We start from the raw sequence: 19,228 nt of genomic DNA on the forward strand, positions 1-19,228 counted from the left end.
GGCCACGGGGAGGCAAAAGCGGTCGCGCCTACATCCCCATCAGGCCCAAGACGCGGTGCATATCGTCTGCGGTTTCGATGGAGCCCACATCGCGGAGGCCTTCGCCCTGCACTTCCACCACAGACTCCCGAAACACGGCGCGGGCCAACTCATCCGCGCGGTACATATCCTCGCGCAGGGTTTCGGTATCAAAATGCGGCTCCCGGATGCCCTGCATAATCATGGTCTCGTAGTTGGACGAGGCAAGCGCCTTGGCAAAGCGCTCCGCACGGCCCAAATTGCGGTAGGCCTCCCGCCACCGCACGCGCAAGCCGTCCAAGATGTCCTGCCCAGCACCCAGCGCGCCAAGGAAGGCCGCCGTCCAGCCGAGCATATCCAGCATCTCCTCGCCCGCCTGCGGCAGATTGCGCAGAGCGTCCACAACGAAGTTCGTCTGCTCCAAGCTCCACTCAAGGCGTGCATGGCGAAACAGCACCCCCGCCCGGACGGCCATCTGCGCGTCCAGCCGCTGCGAGGCGGCGCGGCGCACATCCTGTGGCGGCGTCGCCCCTGTGCGAAGGCGGCGCACTAATCCAAAGACGGCCTCTTCGCTCAGGGGTACGGTCAGCACCTCGCCACCTGCAAGCACAAAGCGCCCTTCCTGCACGCGGGCGAGTACCTCGCGCGTGACGGCATCATCCAGCCCGGTGGCGCCTCCCTCGGCCACGTGCGGTTCAACCTGCACCTTCAGGGCGTAGTCGGGGAAAAAGAGAAGCTCCAGCAGGACCTCCCTCTCGGGGTGGTCCGGGTCGGCCAAGGCGCCGCGCAGGGCGGCGGCCTCGCTGGTCCCCAGCGTCACCTCAGCGTAATGGGTCAGCGCCGGGGCGGGGTCATGCGCCTCGCCCAGCCAGCGGGCCACCTCGTCGGCAACCCGCCGTATCATCTCGTCCACGGTCAACTCCTTTCCTTGTATCAGGGCGCGCCCAAGACCTCACACCAGCCATGCCGGCTTTGTCAGAGCTCTTCCGGGGTGTTTTTATGGTTCTTCCGGGGCGTCGTCATCTTCATCCACCAGCGGCACATCAAGCCGCTGGGCCAAAGCGGCCAGCACTTCTGCGGCGCGGACGTAATCAAAGGCCTTCAGCGCCGTTACAATGGCTTCGGCATCCTGCGCGCCCGTCTGGTCCCCGAGTGCCGAAACAAGCCGCGCGGCCACCCGGCCTGCCGTAAAGCTGCGGGAGCTCACCTCCCGGTTCAATTCGCGCAGGGTAGCGCGAATTGCGGCGTCATCCAAGCGTTCTGCAGCGGACTGCGGGGCGTTCCCGGCCTCTGGCGTGTTTTCAAGAACGTGCAGGCTCTGCACAACGGCAAAAAGCTCGCGCTCAAAGCGTTCCATCAGGTCCTGCGCCACATCGGTGCCAGACGCCACAATTGCGGCCTCCAGCTCCTTACTGACGGCGCTGAGGGAATCCATCCCCAAATTGGCGGACACGCCCTTCATCGTATGCGCATACACCCGCGCCTGTTCAGCGTCCCCGGCCTCAAGCAGCCGCCGCACCTCCTCATGCGCAAAGGCATACTGCTCGCCAAACTGCATAAGCAGCGAGCGGAGCAGCCCAACCTTACCGCCCAGAGCGCCCAGCGCTTTCACCACGTCCACCCCCACAAGGTTCGGCAGTGCGGGCCGTTCCTCAGGCCGCGCCTCTTGCGCCGCTACAGACGGCGCGGGAGCGGCCCCTCTGGAATCGCCAGCCTTCCCGGTGGACTCCTTCCCAAGGAGAATGCGCTCCAACACCTCAAGGAGCACAGACGGGTCAATAGGCTTGGTGACGTGCTCATTCATTCCGGCATCCAAGCTGGTTTTGCGGTCACCCGCCATGGCGTGCGCCGTCATGGCCACAATGGGAAGCTCCGAAAAGCGTGTATCCTCCAGGATATGCCGCGCGGCCTCGTATCCGTCCATGACGGGCATCTGGATGTCCATAAGCACGCCATCAAACGTCTGCTTCTCCAGCTCCTCAAGCGCCAGCTTGCCGTTGGCCGCAAGGGTCACCTCCGCGCCCATGTCCTGCAATATTTCCTGCGCCACCTGCTGGTTAATGCTATTGTCCTCCACCACCAGCAGATGGATGCCCTCGAGTGGCGCCTGTGTGTCGCGCGGGGATGGCGGCGGGGCCTGCACCTGCGTGCCAAGGCCAACACCCGGCGCAAAGACCTCGCGCAGCGCCTCTGCAAGCTCCTCCGGGTCCACGGGCTTATCCACAATCGCATCAATGGCGACGCCGGCGCTGTACTTCTTCAGGTTTTCCTTGCCAAAGGCCGTCATGAGGACAATGCCGGGCTTTGGCGAAATGGTCGCGTCCCCGGCAATGGCGCGGGCCGTTTCCACGCCGTCCATCCCAGGCATGCGCCACGTCATGACCACCACATCCACAGGCTGGCCCTGCTCCGCCGCCTGCCGCAGCGAAGCAAGGCACGACGCGCCGGAATCGGCGACCATCGGCGCCATATGCAGATTCTGCACGACGGCAAGCAGCAGCTCGCGCGAGGTTTCGCTGTTGTCCACCACCAGCACCCGCTTGCCCTCCAGCGCCTCGTCGCCTATGTGCTGCTCCTGCGTTTCATTGATGGGCAGACGCACGGTAAAGGTAAAGGTGCTCCCCTCGTCCACGGCGGACTCCACGGTGATAGTTCCGTCCATAAGCTCCGCAAGGTGCTTGGAAATGACCAGCCCAAGGCCAGACCCGCCAAAGCGGCGCGAGGTGGACGCCTCCGCCTGCCAAAACGCCGTGAACAGCCGCCGCTGTTGCTCCTTGCTCATGCCTATGCCTGTGTCGGCTACAACGAATTCCACAACGGCGTGGGAGGACGTCGTATGCACAAGCCCCACACTGAGCCGCACCTCGCCTCGCTCCGTGAACTTAATGGCATTGCTGAGGAAATTGGTCACGATTTGGCGAAGCCGCAAAGGATCGCCCTCCAGCCACTCCGGCACGTCCTCCGCCACCCGCACGCGGAGCTCCAGCCCCTTTTCCTCAGCCAGCAGGCCCATGATGCTGACCACATTTTTGACCATGGTCCTCACGGAAAACGGAACGGTCTCAATCTCCAGCCGCCCAGACTCAATGCGCGAAAAATCCAAAATGTCGTTAATGACGCCTAACAGCGACTGCGCCGCAACGCTGATTTTCTCCACATAATCCGCCTGCGTGCCGCTGAGGTCCGACTTGCGCAGCAAATGCCCAAGGCCGATGACGGCATTGAGCGGCGTGCGGATTTCATGACTCATACGGGCAAGAAAATCGCCTTTGGCGGCGTTGGCGGCATCGGCTTCCAGCTTGGAACGCACAAGTTCCGCCTCCATGGCCTTGCGTTCGGTCACGTCGCTTTCCACCGCGATAAAATGCGTTACCGCGCCCTCGGCATTGCGCACGGGGGTCACCTCTATGGCCAGCCAAATGCGCTGCCCCGTTTTGGTGTAGTTTATAAGCTCCGTCTTGAAGCCCTTGCGCTTTTTGAGCCGCTGGGACATGAAGCGGACCGTGTCCTCGTTCGTCTCCGGCCCCTGCAGGACACTGCCGGGCTTTTTCCCCGCCATGTCCTCAATGGTATAGCCCGTCATACGGGTAAAGGCTTCATTGACCCATTCCACACGCCCTTGGGAATTTGTGATGATAACGGCGTTATCCGTCTGCCGCGCCACAAGGGACAACCTGCGCAGCTCCTCCTCGGTCTCGCGGCGCATGGATGCATCGCGAATGCTGCCAATGGCGTACCACTCGCCCTGATGCTCAAAGGACGCCACCGCCCGCTCCACCAAAAAGCGCGAGCCGTCTTTACGGATGGCTTCAAACTCCAGCACGGAACCAACAACGCGGCCCGTCCCGCTGTGGGCAAACTGCTCCATGCCTGCGCGGGCCTCGGCGCGCGCATCAGCAGGGGCGATAATCTCATGCACATCCCGCCCAAGCGCTTCCTCCGTCGTGTAGCCAAACAGCTCCTCGGCCGCTTTGTTCCAGAACAGTATGACGCCCTTCGCATCTATCATGACCATGGCGTCCAGCGCGGCGTCATTCATGGCGCGGACCACGGATTCCCGCTCACTCACGGACTCCAGCGCGGAGTGCAGTTCGCGCGTGCGCTCCCGCACGCGTACCTCCAGCACGTCCCGCGTACGCTGCAGGGCATCTTCACGCGCGGCCACACGGGCGGTCATGGTATTAAAATCGCGGGCGAGAACGGCCAATTCCTCGGTAATCTGCCGCTCCGGCACCAGCACTTCATTCCCGCCTTCGGCCACGGAGTGCGCCACCACGCGAAACTCGCGCAGCGGCGACGTAAACACCCGGCGCACCAAAAACAGCACAAGGGCCAAAACGCCCATAATCACAATAACCGGTCCCACCACAATGCGCGCCACAAGGATGTTCCGCTCGTGCAGCAGGGCGGCCTTGTCCCAAAAGAACTGCAATTGCACGGACGGGATATTCTCCAGCACCTCCACACGCGGCTGCCCTTCGCCCGGTGGGCCATACTGCGCAAGCACCGTGCCGTCCTTCACCAGCCGCAACGACACGCCCTGCGCAAGGTCCGTCAGCCCTCCCTCGTCCTCCAGCGCGGAAAATGGAAGCTCCGTCAGCAGCACGCCCTCTACCCCCACAAGGGAATACACAGGCACAGCAATGCGCCAATACGCATCATCCTGAAAGAAATTCAAAGAAAAGGCGGAATCCGCCATGCCTTGCAGGATGCGCCGGATGCTTTCGTCCTGGCTGTAATCAAAGCGGGGCCACTCCCGCGTAGCATGGGCAACCGCCCCGCTTCGGCTCAGCAAGACGAACTGCGGCGTGTAGCCAAGCAATGACAGTTCATTAAGGAATTCCCGGAAGGCGACGCGCTGGTCGCGCTGCGGCGCAGCCAGCCCCTCAATCAGAAATGGAAACGCGGCGTGGCCTTGAAGCTCGGAAAAGTTGTGCATCAAAAAAGCGCCTATGGCGTGCTGCACATACTGCACGCGGCTGTCGATGAGGCGGTCCTGATAGTCCTCAACAACGCGGCGCACCTGCGTTGTGGTGCCAAGCCCCACCGTGGCAATCAAGATGGCTCCCGCCAACAGGTGGAAAAGCAGCGCGGCGCGGAATATGGGGATAGCGCGACGCCTCATGCCCGCCCCCCGCAGCGTGCGGACGCTCTCACACGCGCAGAGGCCGTGGCGGCGCGTCCCCGCTGGGCAGGGCGTGCGGTGCAAGCTGGCTGTGTACTGCGGCGTCTCATGCGTCCCTCACATGCCGGGCGCTCGGGGCGCCCTGTCAAACGATGACAATCCACACGCAATACTATCAGATTCACAGCCAAAGGAACACTCTCCACGTCACTTCCGCCCATCATGAGCCATCTGCCGGGGCGCTGAACATCCCCTTCGCAGAAAAACCTTGCCCCCATGGTGCAACAAGCGCTTGACTTGAGCGGCAGGAACACTAATTCTTGCTACCCGTCGCCTGGAATGTGAACACGCCGGAAGGTGCACGGCAACGCCGCAGCCCACCGGTCCGCGTTCCCCGGATGGCAGAATCCAGAAGGAGTTATCCGCATGTACAATCTCGTCCTTATCGACAACGGCAAGGAAGACGTCATCTACAACACCGACAACTACCAGATTGCCCGCCTTGAGCGCGAAAAGCATCTGCGTGGTCAGCGTCCCGGCATCGTGGAAATCCGCGAAGAAGAAACCGGGAAGAAGGTCGAGTAGACACTTCCACGCCCTGTCCATTGCCACGAAAAAAGGCCCGCAACATCAGTGTTGCGGGCCTTTTTTCCTGTGCGGGCGTTGGCAATCCTGCCCGCCAGACACAGGGACCCCCGCCTTCCGGTGTGGGATGAAAGGCGGGGGTCATGTCCAATCTGTGAGTACTACGTGCGTACTCGCTATGGTCGTCGCTCCCATTGTGGGAGGGGAGCGAGGATCATTTGCGCGTCCACGCGGCCTGTCTGGCTGCGCGGAATGCAAGCGGCCCGGCTGTGGCGGCCAACGCCGGCGCGGCGTGCGGTGCGGCTCTCCCGTCGGAGAGTGGCGCGGTGGCCGTGCACTCTGCCCGCGCCGCGCGGCGCGCCCTCGCGGAGCGGCCTGCGGTCTGTCATTTGGCTCTTAGGCCTGAACGCGGGGTTGCTCTTTGGCAGCGGGCTCCTCGTCCTGCTTCTGCTCCTCTTCGGCGCAGTCGCACAGGCCGTTTTCCGCAGCGATGTTCTGCGCGGCCTCAGCCATCTTCATGGCGCGGTATTCCTCAATGGTCAGGAACTGGAGCGCGCCGAACTTGCAGGCCTCAACACAGGCGCTGACGTCCTTGCCATTCTCGGCGCGCCACTCCTCGCACTGGTCGCACTTGAGGGCCACGGCGCGGCTGGTCTGCACGGGGGCATTATCGCCGAACACGGGGTCCTTGTCCGCCACCACGATGGCGCCGAAGGGGCATGCCATAACGCACATGCGGCAGCCAACGCAGTACTGGTGACGCACACGCACGATGTTGCCGTCCTGCACAATGGCGCCGGTGGGGCACACCTTGGAGCACGGCGCGTTCTGGCAGTGCCTGCACTGGATGGGCATCTTGAGATCGTTGGCCTTGTAGACCTTGATGCGCGGCTCCAGCTTGGAGCGGTTCTTGATGATCTCTTTCTTGGTCAGATTATAATGCGCCTGCGCACAGGCGATTTCGCATTTCTTGCATCCCTTGCACTTTGAAGGGTCCGCATGAATGATATATTGCTGCTTTTCCTGCTTATCCATGTTCCGCACCTCTCGATTCATGTTTCAACGTCAAGACTTTCGACGAGAAGCTCGCGGCCAGTCATCATATCGAGCGTCTTGCTGCCGCACGATGGGCAAGCGTAATCGACGGGCTCCTCGAACTCGTTTTGACAGTTTTTGCATTTCCAGGTGACGGGGACCGTGTTGACGATCAGCTCGGCCCCTTGGGCCGGAGTCCCCTCTGCGCAAATCTCAAAGCACGACGTGAGCGTTCTCGCCTCCAGGCAGGACATTTCCCCGACTTTCAGGCGCACCCGCGTAATGCGTTTCGCGTCATACTTCGACGCCTCTTGTTTTGCAATCTCTAGAATGCTGGTCACAATCGCAAGTTCATGCATATGCGCTTCGTTCTACTCCGGCCTTGGCAGATCCGGTCTGGCTATCGTTCCGTGCAGGAGAGGCACGGGTCGATGCTGTTCACGATGAGCGCGATGTCGGCGACCTTGCAGTCCTTCAACATCACGCGCAGTGCTTCCCAGTTCACATAGGTGGGAACACGCCACTTCAGGCGCTCCGGCTTCAGGGTGCCGTTGGTCCGCAGGTAGTAGATCAGCTCGCCACGCGGCGCTTCGGAGCGCGCAATGGCTTCGCCCTCGGGAATCTCGGGCAGCGGATCACAGACGATGGGACCTTCGGGCATATCCCGCAGGCACTGCTCCAGAATGGAGATGGACTCGAAAATCTCGCGCAGGCGCACAACGGCGCGGGCGCGGACGTCGCATCCGTCCTCCAGCACAACGTCAAACTTCACGCGGTCGTACGCGGCGTAGGGGGATTCCTTACGCACGTCGTTGTCCAGACCGGAAGCACGCGCCACCGGGCCGTTGGCACCGTAGCGGACGGCGTCCTCGTACGGGAACATGCCGACGCCCTCGGTACGGGCCTTAATCTGCGGGTGCGTGGTGTAGATATGCAGGAACTCCTCGCAGGGCTTTTTCAGCTCTTCAAGGGTCCGCTTCATGTACGCGATGAGTTCGTCGTCAAGGTCATACTTCGCGCCGCCGATAATGTTGGCGCAGATGTCCATGCGGTTGCCCCACACGGTTTCCTTGAGGTCCTGCATCTTCTCGCGCAGCTCCATGGCGTGCATGAACAGCGACATAAAGCCGTTCACATGAATGCCGATGCCCACGTTGAACATGTGGGAGGAGATACGCTTGACCTCGTCGGCGATGGTGCGCAGGTACTGCCCGCGCTCCGGCACCTCAATGCCTGCCACGTGCTCGACGGACATGCAGTAGGTCAGCGGATGGTTGTTGGAGCACAGAGAGCACACGCGCTCGGTAAGCACCACGTTCTGGAAGAGGTTGCGCTCCCGCGCGAGGGCTTCCATGCCGCGGTGGGCGTTGCCCGCGTACATCTCGATGTTTTTGACGACCTCGCCCTCCACGTCCACCTGGAAGTACATAGGCTCTTCCAGCGCAACGTGCAGCGGACCGACAGGAATGGTGTAATTCGCCATTAGTGTACGGCCTCCCCGGACTTATCGCCCATGATCTTTTCCCAAAGGGTATTGGTACAGGCACCGTTGCCCATGGTGGACAGCGGGACAAGGCGCTCCATAGCGAGCGGCTGCGTCTCGTTGTTCAGGAACAGCGGTTTGGGATTGGGGTGGTTCGCCACTTCAATGCAGTACAGCTCGTGCACTTCGCGCTCCGCCCAGTCCGCGGCCTTGTGCCACGGCGTGATGGACGGCACCGTGGGCGTGGTGCCCTCGGGGATGACGCGGACGGTCAGCGCGGTGCCCTTGATGATGAAGTGGTAACACACCTCAAAGAACCCCTTTTCGGAGGGATTCTCCGGCGCATGGGCCGTGATGGTCATAATCCGCGCCTCAAGGGGAACCAGCCCCTTGGCAAACGGCACAAGATCATCGGCCTTCGGCAGCTCCACCCAGCCGTAGTCGTTATTCTTGTCGTCAGTGGTCCATGTGACTTCAAGGCTTGGCGCAATGCTCTGCGCCAAGGCCTCGATGGACTTTTTGCGTTCTACTTTCATTGGTTACGCTCCCAACTGCTGCGCAGCCTTCTGACGCCTGCACTCGGGGCAAAGCGTGTACAGCTGCACAATGTCGTCTGTGGGTTCACCGTATATTTTTTCCAGCATGGCATACGGCACGCGGGGCATGCGCGTATTGCACTCCTCACACTTCTCGAAGGGAATGAACACCTGCTCGCGGAAGGAGTACTTCTCGCTATTAAAGTGCGCGGTGGACCAGTCATTGGAGAGCTTGATGGCTCCGGTGGGGCAATACTTCTCGCACATGCCGCAGAACGTACAGGTGTTGTGCCACACGTAGAAGTCCTTGCCCGAACCGTCCTCGCGCTCCTCCTGCCGGATGGCGCCGCCGGCGCAGACGTTAATACACATGCTGCAACAGGCGCACTTGTCCGCGTCCACGCGGACAAGGCCGCGCAGGCGTTTTGGCGTATGCGTCTCCCCAAAGGGGAACGGCTCGGTTGCCGGCCCCTGCAGGAGGTTGTTCCACAGTACTTTCAGAAAGGTCAGCATATCGGCACCTCCTATATCCGGGTCTTCCAGAGTTCGAGGGCCTTGGCGACGCCTTCAATGATGGCCTGCGGCCGGGGCGGACACCCCGGCACATTCACGTCCACGGGCAGGATGGAATCCAGCGGCCCGGGGATGGAATAGCTCTCGCGGAACACGCCGCCGGACACGGGGCAAATGCCCACAGCCACGGTAACCTTCGGCTCCGGAATCTCGTTGTAGACGCGCAGCACCTTGTCCTTCACCTGCGCCGTCACCGGACCGGTGATGAGCACGATGTCGGCATGCTTGGGACTGCCGCAATACTTGCAGCCCAGGCGCTCCACGTCGTAGCGGGGAATAAGCGCCGTGGTCGCAAGCTCCACGTCGCACCCGTTACAGGAACCCGCATTAATGCGGTACAGCCAAGGCGAGCGAGCCGCCATGCTTTGCAGTTTTTCTTCAATCTGCATGTCACTCACCTGCCTATCTGATGAAGTAGGTTAACCCGAGGCTGACATAGGCGAGAGTCGCGGGATATTTCAGGTAGAACTTAAAGGTCTGGTCCGTGCGCAGACGCCCCATGGACGCCCGCACCAGCGTGACGGAGAACAGCATGAGCAGCATGCACTTCACCGCAAACCAGACCAGGTTCACAATCCAGCCGCCGGCAATGGTGCCCGGGAAGAACAGCACCACCCCAAGGGCCATAACCACCACCAGCTTCAGCGCACCGCCAAGCTGGAACATGGCAAGGCTGGGGCCGGAGTACTCAAGCAGCGGTCCTTCCAGCACTTCCGTCTCGGCCTCGGCGAGGTCGAAGGGCACCGTACCAAGGGTGCCGGGGATGAAGAGCAGAAAAGCCACAAACGCCGGGAACATGGTCCAGTCAAACAGGAACGAACCGTTCTGCAGCTGGTAGTCCACAATCTTGGCGAAGGAGAACTCCGCAACGCCGCCCGTTGCCAGACCGACCTTGAAGGCCACGGTCAGCAGAACCACCAAAAGCGGAATCTCGTACGCGAACATGAGAATCATCTCGCGGGAGCCGCCAATGGCGCCATAAGGCGAACTGGACGAAGAACCGGCCAGCATCAGCGCCAGCGCGGGCATGGGCAGCAGATAGAGCATCATCAGCATGTCGCCGAGGCCCTCTGCTCCATTCCACACGCCGGGAACCGGCATGACCATGGCCGCAACCATCATTCCCATGAACCCAAGAATGGGCGCAAAGCGGAACATCAGGGTGTGGCCCGTGGCCGGAAGGATGGTCTCCTTCCGGCCGAGCTTGACGATATCGAAGAACGGCTGCGCAATGGGAGGGCCAACCCTCCGCTGCAAGCGCGCCAGAGCCTTCCTATCAATACCCTTGAGCAGCAGCCCAAGGCACAGGGCGAAAACGCCGCCGGGGAACACCAGCATATGGAAGGCGTAGGAGAAGATGTTTTCCATGACTAACCCTTCCTGTTTGCAAGGAGTGAAGCGGGAATGCGTATCCACTGCCGCAGCACGGTGATGGCCGGCTCGTACAGGTTGTCAGCGCCAATGTTCAGTTGACGGGAGCTCAGGTCGTCCACACCGCAGGTATGGATGGCGCTGGTTCTCTCGTTCTTGCTCATAAAGCGCAGGATAAGCCGCGCGAAGCCATAGGCCAGTGCCATCAGCACAGCCGTGGCGAACGCATCCCAGGACCCGGCACCGGAAACCACGCCGCCCAGCGAGATGTCGAGGGGCGCAAAGCCGGTGTCGGCAATGATGGAGTTGATGGGACCAAGCAGCAGACCCGGGAACACGCCGAACAGCACACAGCCGCCGGCAAGGATCAGCATGGGTACGCGCATGGGCCTCGCAACTTCCGTCACGTGAGCCAAATCCTCGGACGGCTGTCCGAAGAAGGCCGAATGCAGGAACTTCACGAAGTAAGCCATCGTCAGCACACTGCCCGTCAGGGACAACAGCGCCAGCAGAATCTCATTCTCGGCCATGAGACCGTGGTAGAGCATCCACTTGGAGGTGAAGCCGTTAAAGGGCGGTACGCCAACGGCGGAGAACGCCGCAATGGTGAACACCGCAAGCGTCACCGGCATTTTCTTGCCAATGCCCGACAGCTGCGAGAGCGAGTCGGCATGCGTGCGGTACATAATGGCGCCTGCGCACAGGAAGGCGAGGTTCTTGAAGAACATGTGGTTCACGAAATGCAGCAGACCGGCGGCGACCGTCAGGGACGTTCCGGCGCAGATGCCAAGCAGGATGTACCCAAGCTGGGACACCGTGGAGTAGATGAGCATCCGCTTCAGCCCGGACTGAATGACAGCCATGGCCGCTGCATAGAAGATCGTGATGCCGGAAATCCACGCCAGCACGTACATGATGGCGGGCTGTCCCCAGATGCCGGACTTGCCGGCAAAGAACCCTGCCCCGCCAAGGATGAAGAAGAGCTTCATCAGGCCAAAGGGACCGGACTTCAGGAGAACGGAAGAGATGTAGCCACTGACAGGCGTCGGCGCCGTGGATGGGTGCATCCAGATGTCGATGCGCAGCGGCAGCATGGCGGCCTTCATGGCAAAGCCAAGGGCGATGAGACCAATGGACGTGAAGCCCACCCAACCGGGCAGCTGCCCGATGGACTTGGCCAGTTCGCCAATCTCAAAGGTTCCGGCAGAGGAGCTGAGCAGGACGATGCCAAAGAACATGAACGTCGCGCCCAGCACGTTGAAGATGAAATACTTAAAGCCCTCCCGGAGCGAATCGGGAGTCTCTTCATGACTGATAACGAAGTACAGCGTCCAGCTACTCATAACCTCCCAGAAGAGGAAGAAGCTGAAGAGATTGGTGCTTCCGGCCACGCCGAGAAGTCCGCCAATCATCAGAAGCAGGAAGCTGTAGTACCGCCACTGCGTATGGCTGTGGTCCATGTAGCTCACGGAGTACACCGTGTTCAAAATGCCCATCAGCGCCACAAGCAGGGCGTAGCACAGAGAGATGGTGTCAAGGCTGCCCCAGTACAGGAGCACCACAAAGAAGGTGACGGCCAAAACGCCAACGGAAGCCCATCCACATTTTTGGGGGTCTTTGCGCAGGAAATACGGCACGATGCCGCAGATCATGGGGATGAGCGCGAAGGCAGGCCAAGCGATTCCAAGGTTCGGCATGGGCTGGGAAGCCAGCTTGCCGGCAGAAACCAAAGAATCCGCCACCGGGACAACAAAACCAAGCAGAGCCTGCGGATTGATGCCCATGTAGAGCGTAAAGAACGCCAGCACAGCCATAGGAGCAAGGCAGAACGCCGAGGCTTCCTTGACCGCGGGGCCTTCATACTGCTCAAAGAACAAAACGCGGACCAGGCGCATGTAATACAGGACGGCAATCAGCCCACCGCCCAGTATGGCCGCAGCCAGAATCCAATGTCCGGCGTCGAGCGCGGCGTAGACCATGAGGAACTTACTCGCAAAGCCTCCAAAGGGGGGAAGACCCAATATCGACAACGTGGCCATCAAAAAGCACACGCCGGTCACGGGCATTACGCGTCCCATGCCCTTGAGTCTGTCAATGGAGTAGGTTCCAGCACGCATGATGATCACGCCAATACACAGGAAGAGAAGGTTCTTCATGATGGCGTGGTTGAACACATGCGCCAAACCGCCCACAACGCTGAGGTACGTGCCCATGCCGAGGGTGATGGTAATTTCACCAACCTGCGCCATGGTGGAGTACGCCAGCAGGCGTTTCACATTGGTCTGCCGGTACGCCATAACCTCTGCGTACAGCAGGGTCACAGCACCGACGAAGGACAGGAGCGAACCCACATGGAACGCCCCGCCATGCCCCTGCATCACTCCCGCACCCATGATACTGAAACCGACAAGCACAATGCCGTAGATGCCGGTCTTGGTCAGGATGCCGGAAAGCGGCGCGGAGATGGACGACGGAGCCACGGGGTGCGCTTCGGGAAGCCAGCTGTGCATAGGCATCAGACCGGCCTTAACGGCAAATCCAACGCAGCACGCCAGCAGGATGCCCGCAGCGGCGCCCGGCGTCAGGGAACTGGCGGCCCCAGACAAAGCCGCAAGCTCAAAGGTGCCGAGGTTCGCATGCAGAAGCAGCATGCCAAAGAGCATGACGTACGCGCCGGAAGCACACATGAAGAAGTACTTGAAGCCGGCCTTGATGGCGGCATCAGTCTGCGCATGGATGACCAGGAAGTAGGACGTAAAGGTCATCAGCTCCCAGAAACAGTACACGGAGCCAAGGTCCCCCGCCATACACAGCCCGACCAGCGAGCCCTGCATAAGCAGCAGGAAGAACCAATAGCGGTCGCCGTTCTTCGTCTCATCCATGTACCCGACAGAGTATGCCGTCACCGCCAGACCGATGAACGCCATAATCGTCGCGAACAGGCTGGACAGCGGAGCCAGACCATCCGCAGCCAGCACCATCACCAAAGTGATGACGGAAAGAAGAACAGCCCCACCCTCACGTACACGAACGCCCGCAATCTCGCGAGGAGCAAAGCGGGCGACAAGCAAAAGCACAAAAGCACCGACATAAGGAACCACGGCGGCCATGGGCCACGGGGATTCAAAATGCGGCATGTTGTGCGGCACGTTGTAGCCGGAAGCGACCCAGTCCTGCACCATATGGATCATACCATCGGGCAGTGCGTGCATGTACGCCACCAACACGGCAAGGCCGCCGGCGGCAAACGGCACCCACGACGGGGTCTGCGGCGCGGGCGCATCGTCTGCGTCCCAGTCACCGCTCTTCTCAAAGCACACGGCCTGTACGATTTTGAGAGTGTACCAAACAGCAAGAATGCTGCCAGCCAGCACAAGAATTGCGCTGACGAGGTGCCCGGTCTCAATGGCGCTATAGACCACGGCAAGCTTGCTCACGGCACCCTTAAACGGCGTAAAGCCGAGGGCGGCGAACATGGCAAAGCCGAAGCCCAGAGCCATAAGCGGGCTTTTGGCGTGCACACCGCGCAGCCGGTCCAGCGAGAAGGACCCAGCCCTGCGGGACAGCGCATATAAGGTTACAAGCGCCAGTGCACGGGTTGCAAGTTGATAGAACAGGTGCAACGCACCACCGGCAATGCCGGAAAAAGACCCAGCGCCAAAACCAACCAGAGCGACCCCAACCTCAGCCACGCACGACAGCGCGATGAGTTGCAGGACATTCCGGTATCGTTTCAACGCGCCGACCTGCGCTATCAGGCTGATGATAGCGCCAAGACAGACTGCAAACGAAATCGAGTAGATAGGTTGCACAGTGTCCATGTCAAAATACCCCCCTTAAGGTACGCACAAAGACAAGGGCAACCTACATTACGTCTAGGTAAAAAACCGTAATCTGGCTGACACTTCGCAATATTTTGTCGTCTCTACGACGTCTTATCCTCCCGGATACCAGTGAATTCGCGCCTTCACGCCTGCAAAGCCTATGCGGATTGCTGGCGCAACATTGACGGGCGCTGCTGCGACGAAGCTCCTGCTTCCAGCGATGTCACATCATGCACCACATACTTGCCGCGGCTCAGTCTGGTGAGCACGCCGTCCTTCTGCATCTCATTAAGCAGGGTGGACACGGTTTGGCGCGTGGAGCCGACAAAATCGGCAATCTGCTTCACGGACAGCCCCGTGGAGACCACCACGCCAGCGCGGTTTTCTTCGCCTCTGTCATTGGCCTCCTGCAGCAGGAAGTCGCACAGGCGCATCTTGATGTCCTTGAAGGCAAGGCGGTTGATGATGTTGAGCGTGTTGTGCAGGTGCTCGCCCAAGAGGGTCAGGGTCGCCATGGAGAAGCACGGGCTATCCGCAGCCTGACGCCCGAACGTCTGCATCTCGGACACGAGAATGGTCGTATCCGTCAAGGCCTGCAGGCAGGCACGGGTATGCGTGGTGTACGCATCGCCTTCCTTCAAGATGGCAAGGTTGAATTCCTTGTCATCATCGGCGAGGAACACTCGCACGCGGCCGCGCTTGACCACAAAGATCTGGTTCCCGGCCTCGGACGGGGTGAGAATCATGTTGTTCTTCAGGTAGCGCCGTTCGCGAAACAGCTCGGAGAATTCCGCATGTTCGGGGCTTTCCAGAACTTCCAGCATATTCATGGGTGCCAGACTCGTGTGTGTAATCATAGTCATGCCTTCCTCGGCTCGGGTTTCCCGCGTATTGGGTGTCAGCCTTTGCGCCAGTTTCCGGGCAGCCAACCAGGATGTGGTGTCAAATGCTGATCAAGTCTACGGGTTCCGATGGTGCCAAACCATGCCCAAGTTATCAATCCCGATTTTGGGCGATTTTGCCGGATTTTCCAGTTCCGAACAGAGATTTGCTCTGATTTCTGACTGGGGGTACCGGCAGCATTCCCAACTTTCCCCTCATCGCCTCGATTCGTTGCGAGGAGCTTCTTATCCGATTGGGAAAAACTTCGCAAGCAAGACGTGCCGCACTCTGCCACGCGAAAAAGACAAGAATTTTCAAAAAATTTCCCTGTAACGCCAAACCAGCATGGGACTTTATAGCCATGCATCAACTATTTTTGTCTCGCTATTTAAAAGCTTATCCAACACACAACACAACAACGCGTATTTTTAAGAAACTGGACACCATTCATATTCACAGTTGTCCTCACAAATTTCATCTTTCACACAACTGAGTTCTTCCCAATATTATCTTTCACAGTACATCGTTAAATCTTCTACGCATTACTCTTTTCCAAAATATAAATACCAAGCTATCATGACTGCATAACGAATTGTCATGAACGCGACACTTTTGACACCAACGCAAAACTGACGCATGAGTCTCTTTAAGAGAAAGCAAGTTCATTGAAAATTTTTTCAATTACATCAATGCAACATCACGCACAACACACACTGTCCACTGCAGTTGCATTGCAAAACTCTCTTAAGCAAGCTCTATGTCAGGGAGAAGACAGTCTTTGCGCCCCACAGGCTTGCTCTGAAACGATATACAAAACGTCCAACACAGCGTTAATTTTTTCACAAAACCTCCCCGGAGGGTACCAAAATGCAAACGATGTTTTCCGTTCTCGTTATCGAAGATCCGTACAGCAGTGAAAAGGCTTCCACCCTTCTGCGCCAGGCAGGCTGCTACGTGCTGACCGCCGAGAGCTGCTCCCAGGCACTCGACAAGATGCCGGAATATCTGGATGCCGTGGTTATCGACTCCACCACGCCGAACCTTTGCACCCGCCGCTCCCTCGAAAACCTGAAGCAGCGCGCACCGCGCACCGCCGTGGTTGTTCTCGCCGGGCAAGAGAAGGTCACCATGCTGCAGGGCCTCAAGGGCGCCGAAGGCTACCTCGCCATGCCCTACCAGCAAAATGACCTGCTGGAGACCATCCGCAAGGGCTTCCTGCGCAGCGACAAGGGTGCCACCGCCGCAGAACGCGTGGAACTCATCCCCGCACCGGCCACCACGGCCGGCTCCGGAGCACTGCACGCCTAGCCCACATCGTTCACTTTCCCTCCGCGCCTCCGCGCTTTCCTCCTTGTGAAACTCCCGGCGCGGAGGGAAAAAAGACACCACGCACCCCGTACTGCGCGTGATGCCTACCGAATGCCGCCCGGTCCCGTCCTTGACCGGGCGGCTCTTTTTTAATTTTTTCGCGAAAATCCTTCCAAAATCGCCACCAGAAAGCGTCACCAAGCCGACAATACGGCTGTCCGCACCCTGACACCACCAAATCCCCGCGCCCCAAAACTACGACCACACACCCCATTTCCAGCCCCCAGCACACAGCCTACCGCGCGCCAACGCCACACGTTTTGTGTCTCCGACGGCATAAGGGAGTGACTCCCTTATGGATCCCCATATGGAGGGCGAGGCCGTGGAGGGCGGTCACAAACACCGCGCCACACGCCCCACTCCCATCCCCCCACGAGAGGATTGTTAAGGATGAAATCCTTAACCCACCGGAGGTAACACAAGCAGGGCGCTACCACACGGCACGCCACAGCCTACCGCGCGTCAACACCTCGCGTTTTTGTCTCCGACGGCATAAAGGACTGACTCCCTTATGGATCCCCATATGGAGGGCGAGGCCGTGGAGGGCGCTCACAAACACCGCGCCACACGCCCCACTCCCATCCCCCATAAGAGGATCGTTAAGGATGAAATCCTTAACCCACCGGAGGTAACAACAGCATGGCGCAACCACACGGCAGGCCACAGCGCCGCCTCTTAGGCGTAACGCTGGCGCAGGGTGGCGAAGAGGTCGGGTTTGCGGTCGTATTGATGGACGATGACGGCGGGGTCGCCGTTGTCGTTGAGAATGCGCTCTTCGGCGTCGATGGCCGGGGTGGTGGGCTTCATGGCGAGGGTGAGAATGGGGCCGGAGTTGTCGTGGCAGGTCACCTCGGGCAGTTGCCCGGTGTGCAGAAGATGATTGTGTACGCCTTGATCGTAGCCCGCCATACCCTTCTGGGGCACGTAGCCCTTGAGATGGGCAATCATGCGGTCCAGATAATCGAGCATGGGGCCATGCGCGGCCACGGTGGTCCCGGAGCAGGAGACGCGGCACTGTGCCATGGCGCGCCACGCGGCGTCGCCAAGATGCCCGGTGACCCACTTGGTCATGTAGGGGCAGGTGCCAACGCTGGTGCAGGCGTCCTCAAGAGTGACGTTGACGCCGGGGCCCCACGCGTAGGCCATGGGGTCGGCCTGAAAGATGACGTCGCGCACGTCTGTGAGCAGAATGCGGGAGTAACGGAGCGGGGCGTTTGCGAGCCAATCGCGATAGAGCACGTACCGCCACGCATTATAGGGTATGTGCGCCTTTTCGGCGGGCCGCTCAAAGGGCACGGTCGTCACGCCGTGGGCGGCAATGCGATCTGCGCCGCGGGTGGTGGGCGTAATAAAAAGAACGCAGTCGCCGCGAAAGCCGGACTGCTCCAGAGACGCGGCAAAGGGCCGCACATCGCCATAATGATACCCGGCGGCGAGGCCGAGAAGAAGTGTCGATTCCATGAGTTACGCTGATATTGCTCCGCCGCACAAAACGGCACGACGGGGCTGCCTGAGGCGTGGGCGATACGGTTGAAGAATGACCGGGGCGCGGGATGACCGGGGAACGTCGGTCTACGCCGATGCGGCGGGGCTAAGGGCGCACCGGTTTCCCGGCAGACGCAGGCCGCCACCCGCACGAGATGTGTTGTCTGAGCGACGGCAGGACGGAACGAAACGGCGGCTAGGCCGGAGCGTCGTCTCCGGAATCCTGACAACCCTCGCAAATCCCTTGCAAAACAACTTCGTATCCTTCCAGCGTGAAGCCTGTGGGCAACAGCTCACTGAAGTCCTCCTCTGCGGGCTCCAGGTCAAAAACCCTGTGGCACCGGAGGCACTGGAAAAAGTGATGGCGTTTGCGGCGGCGCTTCTCGTAGTGCGCCTTTTGGTTGGGGAGGAGAATTTGATCAATTTCGCCAAGCTCGGTGAGTTTGGCAAGGTTTCTGTAGACCGTGGCAATGCCCAGACGCGGGACTATGGCCTGCGCGCGACTGAGTATCTCCTCCGGCTTCAGAGGACGACGGGCAGCACTCAACACTTGAACGATGGCTTGTCTTTGAGGGGTGTTTCGCTTCATCTCTTCTTTGTGATTGTTGAAAGAACCGTTTATTTATGCCGAAACCACGGACTCCGGGGCGGAGGGTGTAACCATCTTTAGGGCGCTTTCGTCAAGGGTTTCTCACCTGAATACGGGAAAAAAGCAAATCGCGAAACCGTTGTCTGACGCACGGACGTTGACAACACCGCCCTTTTCCTATTGATGTACGTGCACCATACGACCACTGCGCGCGCCCTGCCAGCGCGCTTCGTCCGGGGCTTTTCGCCCAGTTTGCGCGTAGCCCGAAAGCTCGCGCAACGCGGCTCAAAAGCGCGGCGGGGAAGGCCCGGCCCCGCCTCAGGCCAATTCCGTCACCAGTAAAGGAGACTCCAC

Annotated in this window: 15 protein-coding genes; 2 read left to right on the forward strand and 13 right to left on the reverse strand. The window is 60.0% G+C overall.

Features of this window, described 5'->3' with window-relative positions:
- Positions 1 to 28: 28 nt before the first annotated feature.
- Positions 29 to 931, reverse strand: a complete 903-nt coding sequence (locus ACYQ2T_RS16310) for a hypothetical protein (RefSeq protein WP_459901938.1) — start codon at positions 929 to 931, stop codon at positions 29 to 31.
- A gap of 84 nt (positions 932 to 1,015) precedes the next feature.
- Positions 1,016 to 5,143: a hybrid sensor histidine kinase/response regulator gene (locus tag ACYQ2T_RS16315; RefSeq protein ID WP_459901939.1), complete on the reverse strand. Its 4,128-nt coding sequence runs from the start codon at positions 5,141 to 5,143 to the stop codon at positions 1,016 to 1,018.
- Between the two features lie 426 nt (positions 5,144 to 5,569).
- Between ACYQ2T_RS16315 and ACYQ2T_RS16320 the strand changes: the two genes are divergently transcribed.
- A complete protein-coding gene (locus ACYQ2T_RS16320; protein ID WP_404845416.1) occupies positions 5,570 to 5,728 on the forward strand; it encodes a hypothetical protein in 159 nt (52 codons plus the stop codon).
- Positions 5,729 to 6,124: 396 nt separating this feature from the next.
- Here ACYQ2T_RS16320 and ACYQ2T_RS16325 read toward each other — a convergent pair whose 3' ends face one another.
- The 9 genes from ACYQ2T_RS16325 to ACYQ2T_RS16365 all read right to left on the reverse strand — a co-directional run bounded on the left by ACYQ2T_RS16325 (position 6,125) and on the right by ACYQ2T_RS16365 (position 15,407).
- A complete protein-coding gene (locus ACYQ2T_RS16325; protein ID WP_404845415.1) occupies positions 6,125 to 6,763 on the reverse strand; it encodes a 4Fe-4S dicluster domain-containing protein in 639 nt (212 codons plus the stop codon).
- Between the two features lie 17 nt (positions 6,764 to 6,780).
- Positions 6,781 to 7,122, reverse strand: coding sequence for a hydrogenase maturation nickel metallochaperone HypA (hypA, locus tag ACYQ2T_RS16330; protein WP_404845414.1), 342 nt, complete (start codon positions 7,120 to 7,122; stop codon positions 6,781 to 6,783).
- 41 nt (positions 7,123 to 7,163) lie between these two features.
- On the reverse strand, positions 7,164 to 8,246 hold the full coding sequence (locus ACYQ2T_RS16335; RefSeq protein ID WP_459901940.1) for a hydrogenase large subunit: 1,083 nt from the start codon (positions 8,244 to 8,246) through the stop codon (positions 7,164 to 7,166).
- A complete protein-coding gene (locus ACYQ2T_RS16340; RefSeq protein WP_404845412.1) occupies positions 8,246 to 8,782 on the reverse strand; it encodes an NADH-quinone oxidoreductase subunit C in 537 nt (178 codons plus the stop codon). Before ACYQ2T_RS16340 ends, ACYQ2T_RS16335 begins: the two co-directional genes overlap by 1 nt.
- Before the next feature lie 3 nt (positions 8,783 to 8,785).
- Positions 8,786 to 9,295: a 4Fe-4S dicluster domain-containing protein gene (locus ACYQ2T_RS16345; RefSeq protein WP_459901941.1), complete on the reverse strand. Its 510-nt coding sequence runs from the start codon at positions 9,293 to 9,295 to the stop codon at positions 8,786 to 8,788.
- A gap of 11 nt (positions 9,296 to 9,306) precedes the next feature.
- A complete protein-coding gene (locus ACYQ2T_RS16350) occupies positions 9,307 to 9,744 on the reverse strand; it encodes an NADH-quinone oxidoreductase subunit B family protein (RefSeq protein ID WP_404845410.1) in 438 nt (145 codons plus the stop codon).
- Between the two features lie 13 nt (positions 9,745 to 9,757).
- The gene (locus tag ACYQ2T_RS16355; protein WP_404845409.1) at positions 9,758 to 10,723 is read right to left on the reverse strand and encodes a respiratory chain complex I subunit 1 family protein; all 966 of its coding nucleotides are present in this window, start codon (positions 10,721 to 10,723) and stop codon (positions 9,758 to 9,760) included.
- A 2-nt stretch (positions 10,724 to 10,725) separates the two neighbouring features.
- A complete protein-coding gene (locus tag ACYQ2T_RS16360) occupies positions 10,726 to 14,547 on the reverse strand; it encodes a proton-conducting transporter transmembrane domain-containing protein (RefSeq protein ID WP_459901942.1) in 3,822 nt (1,273 codons plus the stop codon).
- A gap of 161 nt (positions 14,548 to 14,708) precedes the next feature.
- A complete protein-coding gene (locus tag ACYQ2T_RS16365; protein ID WP_459901943.1) occupies positions 14,709 to 15,407 on the reverse strand; it encodes a Crp/Fnr family transcriptional regulator in 699 nt (232 codons plus the stop codon).
- Between the two features lie 892 nt (positions 15,408 to 16,299).
- On the opposite strand from ACYQ2T_RS16365, the gene ACYQ2T_RS16370 reads away from it, so the two are divergent.
- A complete protein-coding gene (locus tag ACYQ2T_RS16370; protein WP_459901944.1) occupies positions 16,300 to 16,740 on the forward strand; it encodes a response regulator in 441 nt (146 codons plus the stop codon).
- Positions 16,741 to 17,475: 735 nt separating this feature from the next.
- Here the strand turns inward: ACYQ2T_RS16370 and ACYQ2T_RS16375 are convergent.
- Both ACYQ2T_RS16375 and ACYQ2T_RS16380 read right to left on the reverse strand, forming a co-directional pair.
- On the reverse strand, positions 17,476 to 18,261 hold the full coding sequence (locus ACYQ2T_RS16375; protein ID WP_459901945.1) for a hypothetical protein: 786 nt from the start codon (positions 18,259 to 18,261) through the stop codon (positions 17,476 to 17,478).
- Between the two features lie 220 nt (positions 18,262 to 18,481).
- Entirely contained in the window at positions 18,482 to 18,874 is a 393-nt protein-coding gene (locus ACYQ2T_RS16380; RefSeq protein WP_404845404.1) for a Fur family transcriptional regulator, read from the reverse strand.
- Positions 18,875 to 19,228: the final 354 nt, after the last annotated feature.

The sequence above is a fragment of the Desulfobaculum senezii genome (genome assembly GCF_054657395.1).